Origin of the sequence: Devosia sp. XGJD_8, assembly GCF_046614475.1 — a bacterium.
Taxonomy (GTDB): Bacteria; Pseudomonadota; Alphaproteobacteria; order Rhizobiales; family Devosiaceae; genus Devosia.
This window is the reverse complement of record NZ_JBKJHF010000001.1, coordinates 1,251,336-1,268,670: the sequence shown is the minus strand read 5'-3', so window position 1 is coordinate 1,268,670 and position 17,335 is coordinate 1,251,336. Positions and strand designations below refer to the sequence as shown.

Below are 17,335 nucleotides of genomic sequence, written 5' to 3'. Positions count from 1 at the left end.
CTCAAGCCAGCTGCATGGCGTTGTTTTCAAAGCCGCGCACGGCTTCGGCGGTGGCAGTGCGGCAGAGATCATCCCCGGCAACAGGCGCGCGGAAGCGCGTCACGGTGACGGGCTGCGGCGCATAGTCGGGGCTCGGATCGAGCGGATGCGGGCAATTGGAGAGGGCGATGATCAGGTCCATCTCGGCGCGCAGCTCGACATAGTCGCCGGCGACGCGCAGCTCGTCGCGCCAGATGAAATTGCCTTCAGCATCGACCCGCACGGCCGCGAAGAGGGTCAGCGCCGAAGGGATGTCGCGGCGGTCGAGGCCGAGCTTGCCGGCGACGAGGATGAAATTGTCGCGCGTGTTGCGCTGGTCACCGGCATATCTGGCGGCATTGGAGGCGGCGGTTGAGCCGCCGACCAGCGCGTCATGGGCCGTGGAGGCGGCTTCGGTCACCGAGAAGAGCACCCGGCCCATATCGGTGAACAGCACGCGGCCACGGGCGATGGCGGTGGTCCACTGCACCTTGACGGTATCGGGCAGGTTGAGGCGCTCGGACGGATCGGCGGATGACCAGGCGATCAGCGACACGGCAGAGGGGCCATGGTCCTGCGCGATGCGGATGGTGTCGCCGGCCTTGAGGGTGGTCGACCAGTACCAGCCGCCTGGAATGGTCTCGACATGGATGGGGGCGGCAATCGGCGCGGCGGGAATGGCGCTCGGGCCGGGCAAGGCCCTGGGGGCATTCTGCAGGCCCTTGCGCTGGTGTTCCTCGTAGCGCGCGCGGTCGGCGGCGATCTGATCCGGGGTGCGGCTCATGGATTGTCTCCTTGTGGCGCCGGGTCGTCCTGGCTGAGGCCCAAAGGAATGGCCGGGTCGTCCCGGTCGGGGGCAAAGAGGGATGGCTCGCCAGCGATGCGCGGCGGCCAGATGTCGATGTCGCGGCTAAGCAGCGCGCCGTAACGCTCGCGCTCTTCCGGGCGGTCGCGCGGACGCTCGAAGGCGATGACGCGGGTGCCCAGGGTAAAGGCCTCACGCATGTCATGGGTGACCATGACGACGGTGAGTTCAGTCTCGTGCCACAGCCGCTTCATCAGCACATGGATGTCGGCGCGGATGCCGGGGTCGAGCGCGCCGAAGGGCTCGTCGAGCAGGAGGACCTTGGGCTTCATGATCAGCGCCTGCGCCAAAGCCAGCCGCTGCTGCATGCCGCCGGAAAGCTGGGCGGGATATTTGGTTTCCGAACCAGCCAGGCCCACCTCGGCGATCAGCGCCATGGCTTCGTCCACGGCATTGCGCCGCGCAGCGCCAAAGAGCCGTGCCGCCACGGGGCTCCTGAACTCCTTGCCCAGCAGCACATTGCCCAGCACGGTCAGGTGCGGGAACACCGAATAGCGCTGGAACACCACGCCGCGGTCGGGACCGGGCTCGGCGACGAGCGGCACGCCATCCATGGTGATGGTGCCCTGGGTGGGGGCTTCCTCGCCCAGGAGCAGCTTGAGGAAGGTGGTCTTGCCGCAGCCGGAGGGGCCGACCAGGGCGACGAAGGCGCGCGAGGCAATGGTCAGGCTGATCTTCTCGAGGACGATCTGGTCGCCATATTCCTTCCAGACCTTGTCGAAGACGATGGTGCTCATCAGCGCGCCCCCAGATTGGACCAGGGGAAGACGACGATGCGCAGCCGATCGAGCGCGAAGCTGGTGATGACCGCGAGCAGCGTGATCCAGGCCACATAGGGAAAGATCACATCCATCGAGAGATAGCGGCGGACGAGGAATATGCGGTAGCCAAGGCCGCTGTCGGCCGAAATGGCTTCGGCGGCAATGAGGAACAGCCAGGCTGGGCCCATCTGGAGGCGCAGGCTGGTGATCAGCCGCGGCAGGATTTGCGGCAGCACGACGCGCAAGGCAATCTGCCAGGAGGAGCCGCCCAGCGTCTCGGCCTTGGTGATCTGTTCCTTGGGCAGCTCGATGACGCGCAGGGCCAGGTCGCGGATCATGGCCGGGGCGACGCCGATGACGATCAGGGTGATCTTGGCGGTTTCGCCCAGGCCCAGCACGATGAAGAGGATGGGCAACAGCGCCAGCGGCGGGACCATGGAAATGGTGGCGATGAAGGGCGCGAGCAGCGCCCTGACATAGGGCAGCATGCCGACAAGCATGCCGAAGACCAGAGCGATGAGCGTGGAAATACCCAGCGCCGAGAACAGACGGACGAGGCTCGCCGAGGTATCGGACCACAGGATGAGTTCGCCGGTGCGCGGATCGGGAATGAAGGCCAGGCGGTTGACGGCGTCGACCATGGTCTGCAGTGCCGGCAGCAGCTTGTCGCTGGGATTGTCCGCCAACCGCGCGGCCGAGCCCACGCCATAGGCGATGACCAGCAGCACGAAGGGCGCCAGCATCAGCAGCGTGGCGACGGCCGGCGATGGTTTGGTATTGATCCAGCGCATGGTTTTTGCTCGGACGGTTGGTGACCTTCGAAGCCCCTCATCCGCCCTTCGGGCACCTTCTCCCACGGCGGGGAGAAGGGGATGGAACCGGGAGGCCTCAGGCGGGCCCTTCTCCCCTCGTGGGAGAAGGTGGCGCGTAGCGCCGGATGAGGGGGCTTCAGCGCCCGGTCAGCCGCCATCTGCATGTATTCGGCCGTGAAGCGCAGCTTCACATTGGCGCTGTCGCCCAGCACGGTGCCGTCGGGCAGTTCGATGCCGATGACGTCGGCCGAGGGGGCGCCGCTTCCGAGCAGGCCCTTGTCGAAGAGGAAGGTGCGCACCTTGTCCATGGTGGTGGCGAGATCGGGCGAGGTGGTGAAGGTTACGGCCTCGGCGGCGGTGGGGAAGAGCTTGGTGGCGGCGAGTTGCGCTTCAAAGCCCGCCTGGTCGGTGCCCGAGGCGGCGCCCATGGCCTCGCGCGCGGCGGCGCCTTCGGGCGTATCTGCCGTCATGATCGCCATGGTGTCATACCAGATGCCGACCAGCGCCTTGCCGAAATCGGGATTGGCCTCGAGCACCTCGGTATTGGCGACCATCATGTCGATGATCTCGCCGGGGATCTGGGCGCTGTCGAAGACCTTGGTGGCGTCGGGGAGCGCCAGAATTTCCGAAACCATCGGGTTCCAGGTGACCATGGCGGTGACATCGGCGGTCTGGAAGGCACCGACCATGTCGGGATCGGAGGTATTGACGACGCTGACATCACGCTCGGTCATGCCGACGCTTTCGAGCGCCCGGGCGAGCAGGTAGTGCGACACCGAGAATTCGACGAGGTTGACCGATTGGCCCTTGATCGACGCCAGGTCGCCGGCGCCCTTGAGGATGACCGCGTCATTGCCGGCCGAGAAATCGCCAATGACTACGGCGGTGGTATCGACGCCACCGGCGGAGGGGATGGAGAGGCCATCCATATTGGTCAGCGTCACCGCGTCATAGGCGCCGGCGGTGTATTGATTGATTGATTCCACATAGTCGTTGAACTGGGTGACCTCGATGGTGATGCCATACTGGTCGGCCCATTTCTGGACGATGCCGGCGTCGGCGGCGTAGCCCCAGGGCATCCAGCCGACATAGATCGACCAGGCGACCTTGAAATCGGTCTTGGCCTGGGCCAGCGCCAGGCTGGATGTGCCGGTGGCGAGGGCCATCGAGAGGGCGGCTACGGTTGCAATCCTGGTCAGAAACGTCATCTCAATTCCCCTTTGCGTTCTCACAAAAAGGGATTGGGCAGAAACCATCGCGCCAATCCCTTGGCTATCGAGGTCTCCCGGGCTTTTGTCCCGCCGTGCGTCCGGCCGGATGTCTCCCGGCTGGTGGCAGCTCTCGGACCAGACGCGCCGTGCAGCGCCGGAACCCTAGCTCCTTACTCGGTTCAGAAGGAGCAAGCGGCGTGCCAATTGGAAAAGTGAGTGGAATCAATGGCTTACGGATAGGAAGCTCCAGCACGCCTGCGCAATATCTGAGCAAGGCGATGCGGTTCGGCTAAAATTTGGGCAGGGAGCCGGGACGCGGGCGGTCCGCGAAATCGTGGATTTCGGGGCGCTTTTGCGGTGCGGATGGGCTTGGTTCGCCGTGTTTTTGGTGGGGGGTGTCGATTCTGCAGCTGCCATGTATGCAAGGCGGCGTGGCCTGATCATTTATCAGGCAGACGCGACCGGCACGGCAGCGGGGGCACATGGTGATGATGAGGGGACTGGCTGGGGCGCCAGGATTCGAACCTGGGAATGCCGGTACCAAAAACCGGTGCCTTACCGCTTGGCGACGCCCCAACTGGCGCGGTTCCTACACGGTTTGGAAGTGCTGCGCAACACGACCGCTGACCCCGCAAAAAGCCGCTGCGAGACGCTTGAACGGGATGGCAAGCGCGGCTATAACCCGCCCCATCGCGACGGGCAGCGATCGCATGAAAATGCGGCGCCGCCACCAAACCCCGTGTCGCCTTCCTGACGGAGTATAGCGCAGCCTGGTAGCGCACCTGCTTCGGGAGCAGGGGGTCGAGTGTTCGAATCACTCTACTCCGACCAATCAACCCCGGCGTCTCAGGACGTCGGGGTTTTTTTACACCGACAGGGCTGAAGGAAAACTGCGCTTCCAGCGGCGATGGACCTGCCGCAGGCGTGGCAGCTTGGCGTGCCATTTCGGCCGTTCAGATAAGGCCGGCCAGTACCTGAAAGCAGATGTCCGCCAACCGGCGATCGAGCGGGCGCATCGTAGCGAGATCCACTGGCGGTCGCGACGAGTGTGTGGTTGACTGTCAGAGGCCGAGTCGTGCTCTGGAACCCACGAGACCCAGACTTCCCGCGGGCAAATTTTCATGACTGAAATCGCCGAGCTCGGCAGTCCAGGTTCTCCAACTCCGCTCGAAACCGCCGTCAGGGCTTAGTCGAGCGCGATCACCCGGGTCGAGGCAAGCGTTGCGGCGTCGTCGAAACGCTGCAGCGGGTCGCCGTTGGTGATCAGGACGTCAACATCGGCCATCTGGGTCACGACATGGGGTGCGCGACGCTCGAACTTGTCATCATGGGCGACCAGGATGACTTGCCTGGCATGGGGCAGGATGGAGCGTACCAGATCGACCTCCATCGGATCGAACTCCTGCACCGTGCCCTCGCGGTCGATGGCGCTCGCACCGATGACCGCAATATCGAACTTGAAGCGCTGCCGGCTGTCATCGCCAAGCGTCAGGACCGAGGAGTCCTTGTTGCGGACGTAACCGCCATAGACATAAACGGTGGCGTCGGTCTTGAGCGCACAGGAGTGTGCGACCTCGAGATTGGGGGTGGCGATAAGTACGCCCGGATGACGCGCCAGAATCTCATGGAGGGAATCAAATGTCGTGCCAAGCCCGACAAAGATGGTAGCGCCGGGCAGGAGGAATTCCTCGAGCGCCTGCACCAGCCGGCGCTTCACCGAGAGCTGGCTGGCATGACGTTCGTCATGGGTATGATGGGCGACACCAGGAGAGGCAAAGGCGCCGCCAAACCCCTTTTGCAGCAGTCCCTGCAGCTCAAGGGCACGCAGGTCGCGCCGGATGGTCTGGTAGGTCACGTCGAACCGGGCCGCGAGTTCGGCCACCGATGCTGCGCCATTCGCGCGCACGGCCCCGAGGATGGCTTGGCGGCGGTCACGGGCACGGCCGTTTTCGGCAGGCGTGACGGATGATGCGGAGCGCAAACTCGGAGCGACGTCGCCGCTCATTTCAGCCTCACGCCCAGATAGCTCCGGTCATCAGTGAGCTGCGTATCCGTTGTACCCTTGGTGCTCATATAGCGGCCGATCTTGTGGTAGTCTTCGGTTTCGACCTCCTGGAAAGCCGCTTCCCAGGCCGCCACACCGAATCCCTCGCCCGGTTTGAAGTAACCGTCGGAGAATAGCTCGATCGTTTCCACTTCTGCCAGATCATAGCTGCGGGTTTCGATGAAACGGGGCGGCACCAGGAAGCCGTCAATGCCGCCATAGCCCAGCACCGGCTCGGTGACATTCTGGAAATTGCCCTGGCCATGCGCAATGCCGTGCTGGATAAGGTCCAGCAATTCGTTGTCGGGAACGCCGGGCAGATGGTTGCGACAGGCTTCCAGCACCCGGCCTTCTATGGTGGCCAGCAGGTCCGGGTCCGCAGTGGCACTGCCTTCCGGCTGGTTGTGGGTGCCCTGCCAGGTCAATGACGTGGCGTAGCGATCGCAATCGGCGGTCGAGCTGCCAAGCGCCTCGAAATAGTGCCAGGTTTCCCGGCGCAGTATGGCGGTGACATCGTCGAGCGGCTTGAGCACCTGCAGGGTATCGTGGCCATTGATGCGGATGCCGCTATCACCCACGGCGACGACTTCGAGCCGATCTCCAATCAGCATGGCGGCCATGACGGTGCAGCCACCGCGCAGCTTCCAGTCCGCTTCCACTGCGGCAAGTGCATCGTGGGCGACATAGCCGGCATGAATGGACCTGCCGAGATAGTCGATGAAGTGCTCGCCGCCCTGAAACTGCAGGTCGGGCTGGCTCGGATCGCCCTGCGCGAGCAGGAATATCTCGATGGCACGCTTGACGGTGCGCGAGGCAAATTGGCCTGACAACATGCCGTCATAGCGCGTTCCGTTGCGGTCGGTTACGCCGTCGATGACGGCGTAACCCAGGTTTGGCATGACCACGAGGCTGTCTTCGTTGGTCTCGGGATGGCCGAACTTCTTGCCCAGCGAAAAGGCTTCAAGTTGCCTCATTTGGTCCTGTCTCTAGTCTGGCTGTAGTGAACGGCCCGCTTATTCGCCGATGGCAGTCCGCCATTCTGCGAGAACGGCTTCGGCACCGCCGAAATCGCTCAGTGGCTTGACATCGACCAGGGTGAGGTCGGCCAGGTTCGGCGTGCCGGCAGGACCGGCAACATCGAGACGTACCGAGCGACGGCCGATATCCATGGCCAGCTTTTCCTGGGTGGACTTGGACATGGCCCAGTCGATAAAGGCCTTGCCGCCTTCCGGATTCGGGCTGCCCTTGACGAGGGCGACACCATCCGGCGTTGCGGCAGTGCCGTCGGACAGGTGCACGATGGAGATCGGCGCGCCGCCCTGGACATATTCCAGTGCATTGTCTTCCAGCGTCAGGCCCATCGAAGTTTCGCCATCGGCCACGAAACGCGGAACAGCGCCCGAGGAATCGGCAAACACAAAGTTCTTGGCCATTTCTGCGTATTTGGCCCAGCCTTCGTCACCGAAGACGGTGAGGACGGTCTGTAGCTGCTGCATGGCCGAACCCGAACCATCGGCGCGGGCACTGGCGATCTGGCCAGCCCATTTAGGATCGGCAAGTTCGGCCCAGGTCTTGGGTGCCGTGTCGAGCGGCTGCAAGTCGGTATTGACCGCGAGCACGTAGACCACGGCGGTATAAGGCGTCCAGGCATCGTCCTTGACGAATTGCGGATCGATCTGGTCGGCCTCGGGTGGGGTATAGGGCTCGAGCAGGTCCTTGAGCTCGGTGAGCTGGCTGCCCGAAATGGACCAGATGACGTCGGCGGCGGGAGCGCCGGACTCGGCCTGCACGCGCTTGGCGATGTCACCCGAGCCGAGCTTGACCACCTCGGCCTTGAGGCCGGTTTCCTGCTCGAAAATGGGCAGCAGCGTGTCGACGATGGACGACTTGTGGGCGGTGTAGATCACCACCGATCCGTCCTGGGCAAAGGCGATCGACGACATGCTCGTGGAGCCAATGAGCGCCGCGACAGACAGCGCCAGAAATGTACGTTTGCGAATGACCATCAGAATCCTCCAGTTCGAATATGATCAATTGGGGTCGAAATGATCGTGAACTACGCGAATAAATGTTGCAATACGAAAGTTTGTCGGTGTCATATGTGACGGTTCTGTGACGAAGATGTCTGGGGGATCGGCGTGAGTTACCTAACCGTCAGCAATGCGATGAAGCGTTTTGGGCCCGAGTTCATGGCGCTGAACGGGGTGTCAGTTGCCGTGGAGCGCGGGGAGTTTTTTACCCTGCTGGGCCCCAGCGGCTGCGGCAAGACAACATTGCTGCGCTCGATCGCCGGCTTCAATGACCTGACCTCGGGTGACATCACTCTCGATGGCGCCAACCTGCGCATCGTGCCGCCGCACCAGCGCGATATCGGCATGGTGTTCCAGGACTATGCGGTGTTCCCTCACCTCAGCGTCTTTGAAAATGTTGCTTTCGGGCTCAAGCCGCGCAAAGTGCCGGCCGCCGAGATCAAGACCCGTGTCACGCAGGCGCTCGATGCAGTTCGTCTCGGGGCCATGGCGGATCGTCTGCCGGCGGCCATGTCCGGCGGGCAGCAGCAGCGCATCGGGCTCGCCCGCGCCATGGTTATCAAGCCGCGCCTGTTGCTGATGGATGAGCCGCTGTCCAACCTCGATGCAAAGCTGCGCATCGAGCTGCGAGAGGAAATCCGCGATATCCAGAAGCAGGTCGATATTGCGACCATCTATGTGACGCATGACCAGGAAGAGGCGCTGGCCATTTCCGACCGCATCTGCGTGATGAACGCCGGCCGGATCGAACAGGTCGGCACGCCGCCCGAAATCTATGGCGATCCGCAGACCCGCTTCGTCGCCGAGTTCGTCGGGACCCTCAATACGTTCGCGCCGGGAGCGGCCCTTGATGCCATGCTGAGCCAGTTGGGCCTGAGCCTGCCGGGAGCAACGGCGTGGACCGCGCGTCCGGAGCGGCTAGGGCTGGCGGCGCGCGGCGGCGACACTGGTGGCGCTGCGACGCTTGAGGGCACCATCGCCAAATTCACCTATCTGGGTCGCGAAGCGCATGTGCAGGTGGAAACACCGGCGGGCCTTGTGGTCGTGCAAATTGCCAATCCGGGCATGACCCTGACACACCAGCCGGGCGAGCAGGTGAGTGTACTGGTGCCGCGCGAGGCGCTTATGGCCTTTGGCGCCGACAACATCCGTATCGGAGGGTGAGCGCCATGCCGCGCCTCAACTTCTGGACCGTGGTGATGATCCTCACCTGGCTGATGCTGTTCGTGCTGCTGTTTATCCCGGTCGGCTCTGTTCTGACGGCCAGCTTCTACGACCAGCAGGGCAATGCCACGATCGCCAACTACCTCAAATTCCTCGGCGAACCGCGATTTCACCAGGCGTTCTTCAATACTCTGGTTGTCGGTTTCGGCGGGCTGTTTGGCGCGCTGCTGCTGGGCTCCATCATGGCTTTCTGCGTGTCGCGCTTCGTCATACGCGGCGGCAAGTTCGTGTCGCTGCTGGCCATTCTCGCTTTGGTATCGCCGCCGTTTATCGGCGCCTATTCGTGGATCGTGCTGTTCGGTGCCGGTGGCGTGGTGCGCGGGTTTCTGCGCGACATGGGCATCAACATGCCGCCTATCTATGGCGTGGGCGGCATTCTCATCGTCTTCTCGCTCAAGTTCTATCCATACGTCTACCTGATGGTCTCGGGGGCGCTGAGCAATGTGAACCGCTCGCTCGAAGAGGCCGCCGAGGGCCTGGGGCTGACGCCCTGGCAGCGGACGATGAAGATCTCGTTCCCCATGGTGTTTCCAGCACTCACCGCCGGCGGCCTGCTGGCGCTGATCCAGGCCATTGCCGATTTCGGCACGCCGCGCCTGCTCGGACGTGGCTATAATGTGCTGGCGACCGAAGCCTTCACGCTCTATTCGGCCGAAGTGGGCTCCAACATGTCGATGGCCACCACGATCAGCGTCGTGCTGATCCTGGTATCGATGGTCTTCGTCATGCTGCAGCGCTACGTGTCGCGCCGGAACGTCTACCACGGCAACATGATCAACAAGCCGCTCCGTATCCAGCTCAAGGGCTGGCGGAATGTGCTGGCCCATTTTGCCGTCTACTTCATCGGCCTGTGCGGCGCGCTGCCGGTCATTATCTCGGTCATCTATTCCTTCCGCAAGACCAGCGGCCCCGTGTTCCAGGATGGCTTTGCGCTGCAGAGCTATGAGCGCATCCTGTTTGGACTGGGCGATGTGGTGCGCAATTCGCTGACCTTTTCGATGGCGGCAGTAGCGCTGATCGTGATCGTGGGTACGGTGGTTGGCGTGCTGGTCGCCCGGCGCACCAACTTCAACACGGCGCTGCTCGATGGCGCATTCATGGTGCCCTATGTCATGCCGGGCATCGTCATCGGCATTGCCTTCATCGCCGCCTTCAATACCGGCCCGATCGTGCTGACCGGCACGGCGACCATCATCATCCTGTCGATCTTCATCCGGCGCCTGCCCTACACGGTGCGCACCACGGCATCGTCGCTGCGACAGATTTCGCCCAGCATGGAAGAGGCGGCAATCTCACTGGGCTACAGCCCGTTCCAGGCGTTCCTGCGCATCACCGTGCCGCTGATCGTGCCGGGCATCATCGCGGGCGGCATGCTGAGCTTTGTTACGGCAATCAACGAGCTATCGTCGTCGCTGGTGCTCTATGTCGGGAGCACCATGACCATGCCGGTGCGCATCTACCTGCTGATCCTCGACGGCGATTTCGGGGTGGCCGCGGCGCTCTCGACCATCCTGCTGCTGCTCAGCGGCTGCGCAGTCTACATCGCCTTCCGCTTCATGGGCCGCAACGAGCAGGCTTTGTTGTGAGGAGCCCATTCAACCATTCAAGACGAACAGTCCAAATCCGGAGGAACGCCATGCCTAGCCTGACCAAGATTACCGCTACCGCCTTTTTCGCTACCGCCGTGTCGCTTGTCGCCCTTGCCAGTGCGCAGGGCCAGGAGATTTCCGGCACGACGCTGGTGGTCTATACGCCCAACGAGGAAGGCATGTTGCAGAGCCTGATCCCGGTGTTTGAAGAAAGCACGGGCGTAACCGTCCAGCTCATCACCGCCGGCACGGGCGAGCTCTATTCGCGTATCCGCAGCGAAGCGGGCAATCCGCAGGGCGACGTGATGTTTGGTGGCGGGGCTGCCCAGGCCGCCGTCAATGCCGAGCTCTGGCAGGAATATGTCTCGCCAGAAGATGCCGGCATGGTCGAAGCGGGCAAGAACACCACGGGTGCCTTCACGCCATACCAGGCGGACGGCTCTAACCTGCTGGTCAATACCGAGGCATTGGCCGAAGCCGGCATAGAGATCACCAGCTATGCCGATCTGCTGCAGCCTGAGCTCAAGGGCAAGATCGCCTATGGCGACCCCACCGGATCGTCCTCGGCCTTTGCCCAGCTCACCAACATGCTCAAGGCTGTTGGCGGCGATTATGAAGCGCAGGCCGGCTGGGACTATGTCACCGCGCTGGTCGAGCAGCTCGATGGCATCTCGATCGGCTCGTCCAGCCAGGTGGCGGCAGACGTTGCCAATGGCGAATATATCGTCGGCCTGACCTATGAGCCGCTGTCGCTGAACTTCGTGCTGAGCGGCTCTCCGGTCGAGATTGTCTATCCTGCCGAAGGCGCGGCCTTCCTGCCTGCAACGGTCCAGATCATCAAGGGTGGACCCAACCAGCCGGCAGCCGAAGCCTTTATCGACTTCGTCATATCCGAAGAGGGCCAGACGATCATCGCCGAACAGACCGCCGGTCGTCCGCTGCGCGAAGGCATAGTCAAGCCAGGCCTGCCTGCGCTGGCCGACATCCCGACCGTGCAGGAAGACGGCGCCTATGTCGCTGCAAACCGCGAAGCGATCGTCGAGAAGTATCGGGCGATCCTCGAGGCCCGTTCCTGATCGTGACAACCGACCAAACTGGAGAAGCGCTATGACCCGTATAGCGCTTCAGGCGCTCCGCAAGGAATATGCCGGGCAGGTTGCCATCCTCGATCTTACCCTCGAGATCGAGGATGGTGAGTTTTTTACCCTGCTCGGGCCTTCGGGCTGCGGCAAGACCACGCTGTTGCGCATGATCGCCGGCTTCAATTCCATTGAAGCCGGAACGATCTCTTTCGATGGCACGGTCATCAATGACCGCCCGGCCTCGGAGCGCAATATCGGCATGGTGTTCCAGAACTATGCGCTCTTTCCGCAGATGACCGCGGCAAAAAACGTCGGCTTTGGCCTGCAAACACACAAGATCGCGCGGGCCGAGGCCGAGCGCCGTGTTGCCGAAGCGCTCGAGTCGGTGCGCATGGGGCACCTCAAGGATCGCCTGCCCGGTCAGATGTCGGGTGGCCAGCAGCAACGCGTCGCCCTGGCGCGTGCGCTGGTGATCCAGCCGGCGCTGTTGCTGATGGATGAACCGCTGTCCAATCTTGACGCCAAGCTGCGCGTCGAAATGCGCGACACGATCCGCCAGGCGCAGCGCGATGCCGGCATCACCACGGTCTATGTCACCCATGACCAGGAAGAGGCCATGGCCGTTTCCGACCGGATCGCGGTGATGAATCTGGGTGTCGTGCAGCAGGTCGGCACCCCTGCCGAGATTTATCGCCGCCCCGCCAATCGTTTCGTGGCCGAATTCATCGGCAAGACCAATCTGCTCGAACGCGACCTCGTCCGGCAGGATGGCAGGGCACTGATTGACCTGGGCAGCGGTCAGCTTATCGACGTGGCGGACATGATCAATCCATCAGCCAGCGGCCGGGTACAGGTCTCGGTGCGCCCGGAGGCCGTCAAGGCCGCAAGCACCGGCCTGGCCGCCGAAGTCGTGGATGAAACCTTCCTCGGGTCACACTCCCAGGTCCGGGCGCAGCTGGTCAGCGGCGATATCGTCGAGTTCCTCGAATTCTCGCAACGTTCCGTCCTGTGGCAGCGCGGTGAAAAGGTGTTCCTCCATGTCGATACGAACCTCCTGACCTTTTTTGATGCGGCGAGCGGCGTGTCGATCATGGCGGGAGCAGCGGTTTGAAAATCGGTGGCAAACCCGTTGATGGATGGACCTCGATCGCACTGCTGCTGACGGGCGGCTATCTCTTCATGGTGGTCTGGCCACTGGTCACGGTGCTGTTGGCCAGCGTCACCAATGGCGAGGGCTTTTCGCTCGATGGCTTCGCGACATTTTTCTCGTCGCGGCTCTATTACGGCACGCTGCTCAACAGCCTCCTCGTGACGATCTGCGTGACGGTGCTGGCTTTCGTCATCGCCTTCCCGCTCGCCTATTTCATGACGCTGTTCCGCATTCCTGGCACGCGCACGATCCAGGTGCTGATCCTCGCCTCGATGATGTCACCACCCTTTATCGGCGCCTATTCGTGGATCCTGATGCTGGGCAATAACGGGCTCATTACCCGCTGGTTCAAAGATGTCGGGCTCGAAGTCCCCAGCATCTATGGCTTTACCGGCATCGTGCTGGTGCTGACGCTACAACTGGTGCCGCTGATCTTCACCTACCTGATGGGCGCCTGGCGCACCATCGACGTCTCGCTGCTCGAGGCGGCGGAAAGCATGGGCATGACCGGCTGGCGCCGGGCCCTCAAGGTCATCATGCCCTTGCTGCTGCCCACGATCCTGGGCGGAAGCCTGTTGGTCTTCGTGCGCGCCTTTGCCGACTTCGGTACGCCCATGCTGATCGGGCAAGGATTCCGCACGATTCCGGTGTTGATCTACAGCTCCTTTGTTGGAGAAGTCAGTGTCGACCGCAGCTTTGCCGCCGCCGTGGCGGTGATCGTCATTGCGGTGACGCTGGGCGTGTTCCTGGTACAAAAATTCATCGTCGATCGCCGCACCTTCTCGATGACGGCGATGCGGCCGATCGAACCCAGCCCCCTTACCGGATGGAAAGGCTGGGGCGTCTACGCCTATGTCTATGGCTTCCTGGTGCTGGCCCTGGCGCCGCTCGTCGTCGTGGTGGTCAGCTCGTTCCGCAACACGCTTTATGGCCAGTTCGTCGACGGATTCTCGTTCCGCAACTACCTCACGGCGCAGCGCGACATCATTCGCTACATCACCAACACCTTCAGCATCGGCCTGACGGCGCTGGTACTGCTGGTCATCGTGGCGGTGCTGGTGTCCTATCTTACGGTTCGCCGCAAGGGCGCGCTGACAGGGGCGCTCGATACCATGACCATGGTGCCCTATGTGGTGCCCGGGCTGATCATCGGCATCGCGCTGATCACCGCCTTCAGCCAGCCGCCGCTGGTGTTGACGGGAACATTTGCGGTCATGGTGCTGGCCCTGGCCATCCGTCGGCTGCCCTATTCGGTACGCTCCACAACAGCGCTGATGTATCAGTTCAGCCCCAGTATCGAGGAAGCGGCTGTGAGCCTGGGGGCGTCCAAGTTCCGCACGCTGGTGCAGGTCATCGTGCCGGCACTGGCACCCGGCATCGTATCGGGCGCGGTGCTGAGCTGGGTCACCATCATCACCGAACTCAGCACGACGCTGTTTCTCTATAACACGTCGACCCAGACGCTTTCGCTTGGCATCTATGCTCAGGTCATCCGTGGGCAGTTGGGAACGGCCGCAGCGCTATCCACCATCCTGCTCATCCTGACCATGCTGTCCTTGTTCCTGCTGATGCGCCTGTCCGGCGGCAGCAGAGAGATCCGCCTTTGATTGCTACGACCGACCGTGGAGATCGGCCGGTCGTAGCGAGGGCCCAGGCTGCTGAAGATGTCAGCGAATTTCTGACAGGTTGGACACGTCGCACCGCCCAGTCAATGCGAGGCCATCTAGTGTGTGGCGCCGATCTGCGCGGAAATATGCGCGAGCTTGTCCGGGTTCCGGATCTTGTAGATGGCGGTGACAAGACCTTCCTCGATCTCGAACGAGGTTGTCTGCAATGTGCCGTTATACAGGCTGACATAGCCCGGCAGACCGTCGATCCAGACCCGTCTCACCAGGCTCTCGGTATCGCCGTACTTCCGGAAGAGCCCCTCGTAGAGACGGAGTGCCTTGTCGAGGCCAACAATGGCGTTCGGGAAGGCCAGCACCTTGCCGCCACCATCCGAAACGATCCTGACCCCTTCGGCAAGGATCGTCCGGAGCGTGCCGATATCGCCCGTCCTTGTCGCGTCGAGGAAGGCCAGGGCGATCCGCTCGCCATCGTCGCGGGCAACAGGATAGCGAGGCTTGTCGGCCTGCACGTTGCGGCGGGCGCGGGATGCCAGTTGCCGCACGGTCACGACATCGCGGTCGAGCGTCGCGGCGATCTCGTCCATCGGCGTGTCAAACACATCGTGCAGCAGGAAGGCGGCGCGTTCGAGCGGCGACAGCCGCTCCAATGCCAGCATGAGCGTCAGGGTGAGATTGTCGGCCCTCAGATCGTCGTCTGGCTCGGGCAGCGGGTCCGGCAACCAGCTGCCGATATACGTCTCGCGCTGGGCGCGGGCCGACTTCATGGCGTCGAGGCATAGCCGGGTGACGATACGGGTCAGAAACGCCGGCGCATTCTGAACTTCGGACACGTCCGCGCGCTGCCAGCGCAGCCAGGCGTCCTGCACGACGTCCTGTGCCTCGGCGACCGAACTCAGCATCCGGTAGGCGAGGCGCAGCAGCCGTGGTCGCTGCGCCTCGAACAGGCGAGTTGCTTCAGGCAGCCTGCCCATTGCTTTCCTCGGGTGGATGGACGGCGCGGAGACCCACCTGCAGCCTGTTCCACAGGTTGATCGCGCCAATTGCCAGGGTCAGGTAGACCCTTTCCGTTTCGTCGAAGGAGGCCTCTACGAGCTCATAGTCTGTGTCGGACGCTCCGTTGCGGGCGACGTCGGTCAGCGCTTCCGTCCAGGCGAGCGCGGCGCGCTCGCGCGCCGAGTACAAGGTGGATTCACGCCACGCGTCGAGCAGGTAGATGCGCATCTCGGTCTCGCCGTCTGCTCGGGCGGCGGTGGCATGCATATGCAGGCAGAAGGCGCAGCCATTTATTTGCGAGGCGCGCAGCTTGACGAGGTGCAAGAGTGTCTTGTCCAGGTTCCCTGCAATGGCTGCCTCAACGGCATACATGCCCTTGATCCCTGCAGTGGCCTTGGAAAACGGGTCGACAATTCGCGGTATCATCATGATCTCCAGTGTAAAACTTCTCAGACTTTGAGGCCAGCGAGGCCTTCGGCTGCCATGGCAGCAGCTACGGCGGGCCGCTCGCGCATCTTCGTGCGCAGTTCGGCCATCGGTTCGGGAACCTCCACGTCGAAGCGCTCGGCCCACAGCAGCATGACGAACAGGTAGAAGTCGGCGACCGTCGGGTCCTTGCCGAACAGGAAAGTGCCCTTCATGCCCGCCGAGAGCAGGACCAAGAGGCCGGTCACCGTCTCATTGGCCTGCGCGCGTTCGCGCTCGGAGCCGCCATGCCACATGGGCTTGAAGGCCCGATGCAGTTCGGTGGAGATCGTCGCGAGCGCTTCGAGCATTCGGGTGCGGCCCAGCGCGCCGGCAGGCGCAAGCTGTGGATGGAGCGCTGCCAGATGGTCGAGCACGGCGATGTTCTCTGTCAGCAACTGGCCGTCCGCAAGGATCAGCGCCGGAACATAACCCTTGGCACTGATGGTCCTGAAGTCGACGCCGCTCTCGTTGGTGTGAGTGCGGATATCAACGCGCTCGATGTCGAAAGGTGCACCCGCTTCGTGCAGGGCGATGTGGTCGGCGAGGCTACAGGCGCCCGGCGCGTAGTAGAGCTTCAACCGGCTCATGTACGCAGGTCTCCGCGACCAAGGAAGGCGTCGAACGTGGTCGCGCCAAACCTGGCCTTGCCCGCAGGCACGAGCGAGGTCTCTTCAAGCACGACGCCGAAATAGGGCGATGCAGGATCGGTGACGACCACCCGCGGATCCTGCGCGGCCGACAGAAAGCGCGCGACCATGCGGTCCATCGGTTCGCGGTCTGGCCCGGCGATCTCGACCAGCCCGTTAACCGGAGCGCCCAGCGCGATGTCGGCTACCGCTTCGGCTACGTCGTCGGAGATGATCGGCTGGATCAGCGCCGACGACAGCCGGACCTCGTTGCCCTGGGTCCCTGCGCGGGCGATGGCGCCCATGAATTCGAAGAACTGCGTGGAGTGAATGATCGTATAGGGCGTGCCGGAGGCTTCGATCAGTTCTTCCTGCGCCTGCTTGGCGCGGAAGTAGCCGCTGTCCTGCAGCCTCGCGGTGCCCACAACTGACAGAGCCAAGTGGTGGACGACGCCTGCCTTCTTCTCTGCGGCAAGCAAGTTGCGGCCCGAGGTCTGGAAGAACTCCATTGCAGGCTCATCCTCGAAGGAGGGCGAGTTGGCGAGGTCGATGACAACCGAGGTTCCTTCAAGGGCTGCGTCCAGTCCTTCACCCGTGATCGTATCCACCCCTGTCGAGGGCGCGGCAGCGAATGCCTCATGAGCGCGCTCGCGCAGTTTCGCGACGGTTTTCGACCCGATCAGGCCGGTTCCGCCAATGACGACGATCTTCATGTTCGTGGCTCCTGTGGGATGCTTCACGAACAAGACGAGATGGCGTGCGCCAACGTGACATCAAACCGGAATTATTCTCCGACTGAGCAGAAGCGGCCAAGGTCGCCTGCCGAACTGCCTG

The 17,335-nt window shown here is 62.9% G+C and carries 15 protein-coding genes, 2 tRNA genes, 1 pseudogene and 1 riboswitch; of the genes and pseudogenes, 6 read left to right on the top strand and 12 right to left on the bottom strand.

What is annotated here, in order from left to right; translation table 11 throughout:
* Nucleotide 1: 1 nt before the first annotated feature.
* The 5 genes and pseudogenes from ACLI1C_RS05955 to ACLI1C_RS05935 all read right to left on the bottom strand — a co-directional run bounded on the left by ACLI1C_RS05955 (nt 2) and on the right by ACLI1C_RS05935 (nt 4,243).
* Nucleotides 2-802 (bottom strand): urea amidolyase associated protein UAAP1, encoded by an 801-nt coding sequence (locus ACLI1C_RS05955; RefSeq protein ID WP_411395945.1) that lies wholly within the window; start codon nt 800-802, stop codon nt 2-4.
* Complete coding sequence (locus tag ACLI1C_RS05950) at nt 799-1,620, bottom strand: ABC transporter ATP-binding protein (RefSeq protein ID WP_411395944.1); 822 nt, start codon at nt 1,618-1,620, stop codon at nt 799-801. Before ACLI1C_RS05950 ends, ACLI1C_RS05955 begins: the two co-directional genes overlap by 4 nt.
* Complete coding sequence (locus ACLI1C_RS05945; RefSeq protein ID WP_411395943.1) at nt 1,620-2,435, bottom strand: ABC transporter permease; 816 nt, start codon at nt 2,433-2,435, stop codon at nt 1,620-1,622. Before ACLI1C_RS05945 ends, ACLI1C_RS05950 begins: the two co-directional genes overlap by 1 nt.
* 158 nt (nt 2,436-2,593) lie before the next feature.
* Nucleotides 2,594-3,664: pseudogene (locus tag ACLI1C_RS05940) on the bottom strand (putative urea ABC transporter substrate-binding protein); the annotation flags it as partial.
* A gap of 72 nt (nt 3,665-3,736) precedes the next feature.
* Nucleotides 3,737-3,844: riboswitch (guanidine-I (ykkC/yxkD leader) on the bottom strand.
* Nucleotides 3,845-4,168: 324 nt separating this feature from the next.
* Nucleotides 4,169-4,243, bottom strand: a tRNA-Gln gene (locus ACLI1C_RS05935).
* Nucleotides 4,244-4,421: 178 nt separating this feature from the next.
* Here ACLI1C_RS05935 and ACLI1C_RS05930 point away from each other — a divergent pair.
* Nucleotides 4,422-4,498, top strand: a tRNA-Pro gene (locus tag ACLI1C_RS05930).
* Between the two features lie 355 nt (nt 4,499-4,853).
* Here ACLI1C_RS05930 and ACLI1C_RS05925 read toward each other — a convergent pair.
* The 3 genes from ACLI1C_RS05925 to ACLI1C_RS05915 are packed head-to-tail and all read right to left on the bottom strand — an operon-like array spanning nt 4,854 to nt 7,717.
* Entirely contained in the window at nt 4,854-5,672 is an 819-nt protein-coding gene (locus ACLI1C_RS05925; protein ID WP_411395942.1) for a DeoR/GlpR family DNA-binding transcription regulator, read from the bottom strand.
* On the bottom strand, nt 5,669-6,685 hold the full coding sequence (locus ACLI1C_RS05920) for a hypothetical protein (RefSeq protein ID WP_411395941.1): 1,017 nt from the start codon (nt 6,683-6,685) through the stop codon (nt 5,669-5,671). Before ACLI1C_RS05920 ends, ACLI1C_RS05925 begins: the two co-directional genes overlap by 4 nt.
* 39 nt (nt 6,686-6,724) lie before the next feature.
* On the bottom strand, nt 6,725-7,717 hold the full coding sequence (locus ACLI1C_RS05915; protein ID WP_411395940.1) for an extracellular solute-binding protein: 993 nt from the start codon (nt 7,715-7,717) through the stop codon (nt 6,725-6,727).
* Between the two features lie 132 nt (nt 7,718-7,849).
* On the opposite strand from ACLI1C_RS05915, the gene ACLI1C_RS05910 reads away from it, so the two are divergent.
* The 5 genes from ACLI1C_RS05910 to ACLI1C_RS05890 are packed head-to-tail and all read left to right on the top strand — an operon-like array spanning nt 7,850 to nt 14,393.
* Complete coding sequence (locus ACLI1C_RS05910; RefSeq protein WP_411395939.1) at nt 7,850-8,905, top strand: ABC transporter ATP-binding protein; 1,056 nt, start codon at nt 7,850-7,852, stop codon at nt 8,903-8,905.
* A gap of 5 nt (nt 8,906-8,910) precedes the next feature.
* On the top strand, nt 8,911-10,551 hold the full coding sequence (locus tag ACLI1C_RS05905; protein ID WP_411395938.1) for an ABC transporter permease: 1,641 nt from the start codon (nt 8,911-8,913) through the stop codon (nt 10,549-10,551).
* A 50-nt stretch (nt 10,552-10,601) separates the two neighbouring features.
* A complete protein-coding gene (locus tag ACLI1C_RS05900; protein ID WP_411395937.1) occupies nt 10,602-11,630 on the top strand; it encodes an extracellular solute-binding protein in 1,029 nt (342 codons plus the stop codon).
* 31 nt (nt 11,631-11,661) lie between these two features.
* Complete coding sequence (locus ACLI1C_RS05895) at nt 11,662-12,747, top strand: ABC transporter ATP-binding protein (RefSeq protein ID WP_411395936.1); 1,086 nt, start codon at nt 11,662-11,664, stop codon at nt 12,745-12,747.
* Nucleotides 12,744-14,393, top strand: a complete 1,650-nt coding sequence (locus tag ACLI1C_RS05890; protein ID WP_411395935.1) for an ABC transporter permease — start codon at nt 12,744-12,746, stop codon at nt 14,391-14,393. The genes ACLI1C_RS05895 and ACLI1C_RS05890 overlap by 4 nt, the downstream gene beginning before the upstream one ends.
* Before the next feature lie 116 nt (nt 14,394-14,509).
* On the opposite strand, the gene ACLI1C_RS05885 is transcribed toward ACLI1C_RS05890, so the two are convergent.
* The 4 genes from ACLI1C_RS05885 to ACLI1C_RS05870 are packed head-to-tail and all read right to left on the bottom strand — an operon-like array spanning nt 14,510 to nt 17,214.
* On the bottom strand, nt 14,510-15,385 hold the full coding sequence (locus ACLI1C_RS05885; protein ID WP_411395934.1) for a sigma-70 family RNA polymerase sigma factor: 876 nt from the start codon (nt 15,383-15,385) through the stop codon (nt 14,510-14,512).
* Nucleotides 15,369-15,833: a carboxymuconolactone decarboxylase family protein gene (locus tag ACLI1C_RS05880; protein ID WP_411398236.1), complete on the bottom strand. Its 465-nt coding sequence runs from the start codon at nt 15,831-15,833 to the stop codon at nt 15,369-15,371. The genes ACLI1C_RS05885 and ACLI1C_RS05880 overlap by 17 nt, the downstream gene beginning before the upstream one ends.
* A 23-nt stretch (nt 15,834-15,856) precedes the next feature.
* Nucleotides 15,857-16,462 carry a glutathione S-transferase C-terminal domain-containing protein gene (locus ACLI1C_RS05875; protein WP_411395933.1) on the bottom strand — a complete coding sequence of 202 codons (606 nt, stop codon included), beginning with the start codon at nt 16,460-16,462 and terminating at the stop codon, nt 15,857-15,859.
* Nucleotides 16,459-17,214, bottom strand: coding sequence for an SDR family oxidoreductase (locus ACLI1C_RS05870; protein ID WP_411395932.1), 756 nt, complete (start codon nt 17,212-17,214; stop codon nt 16,459-16,461). The genes ACLI1C_RS05875 and ACLI1C_RS05870 overlap by 4 nt, the downstream gene beginning before the upstream one ends.
* Nucleotides 17,215-17,335 lie beyond the last annotated feature (121 nt).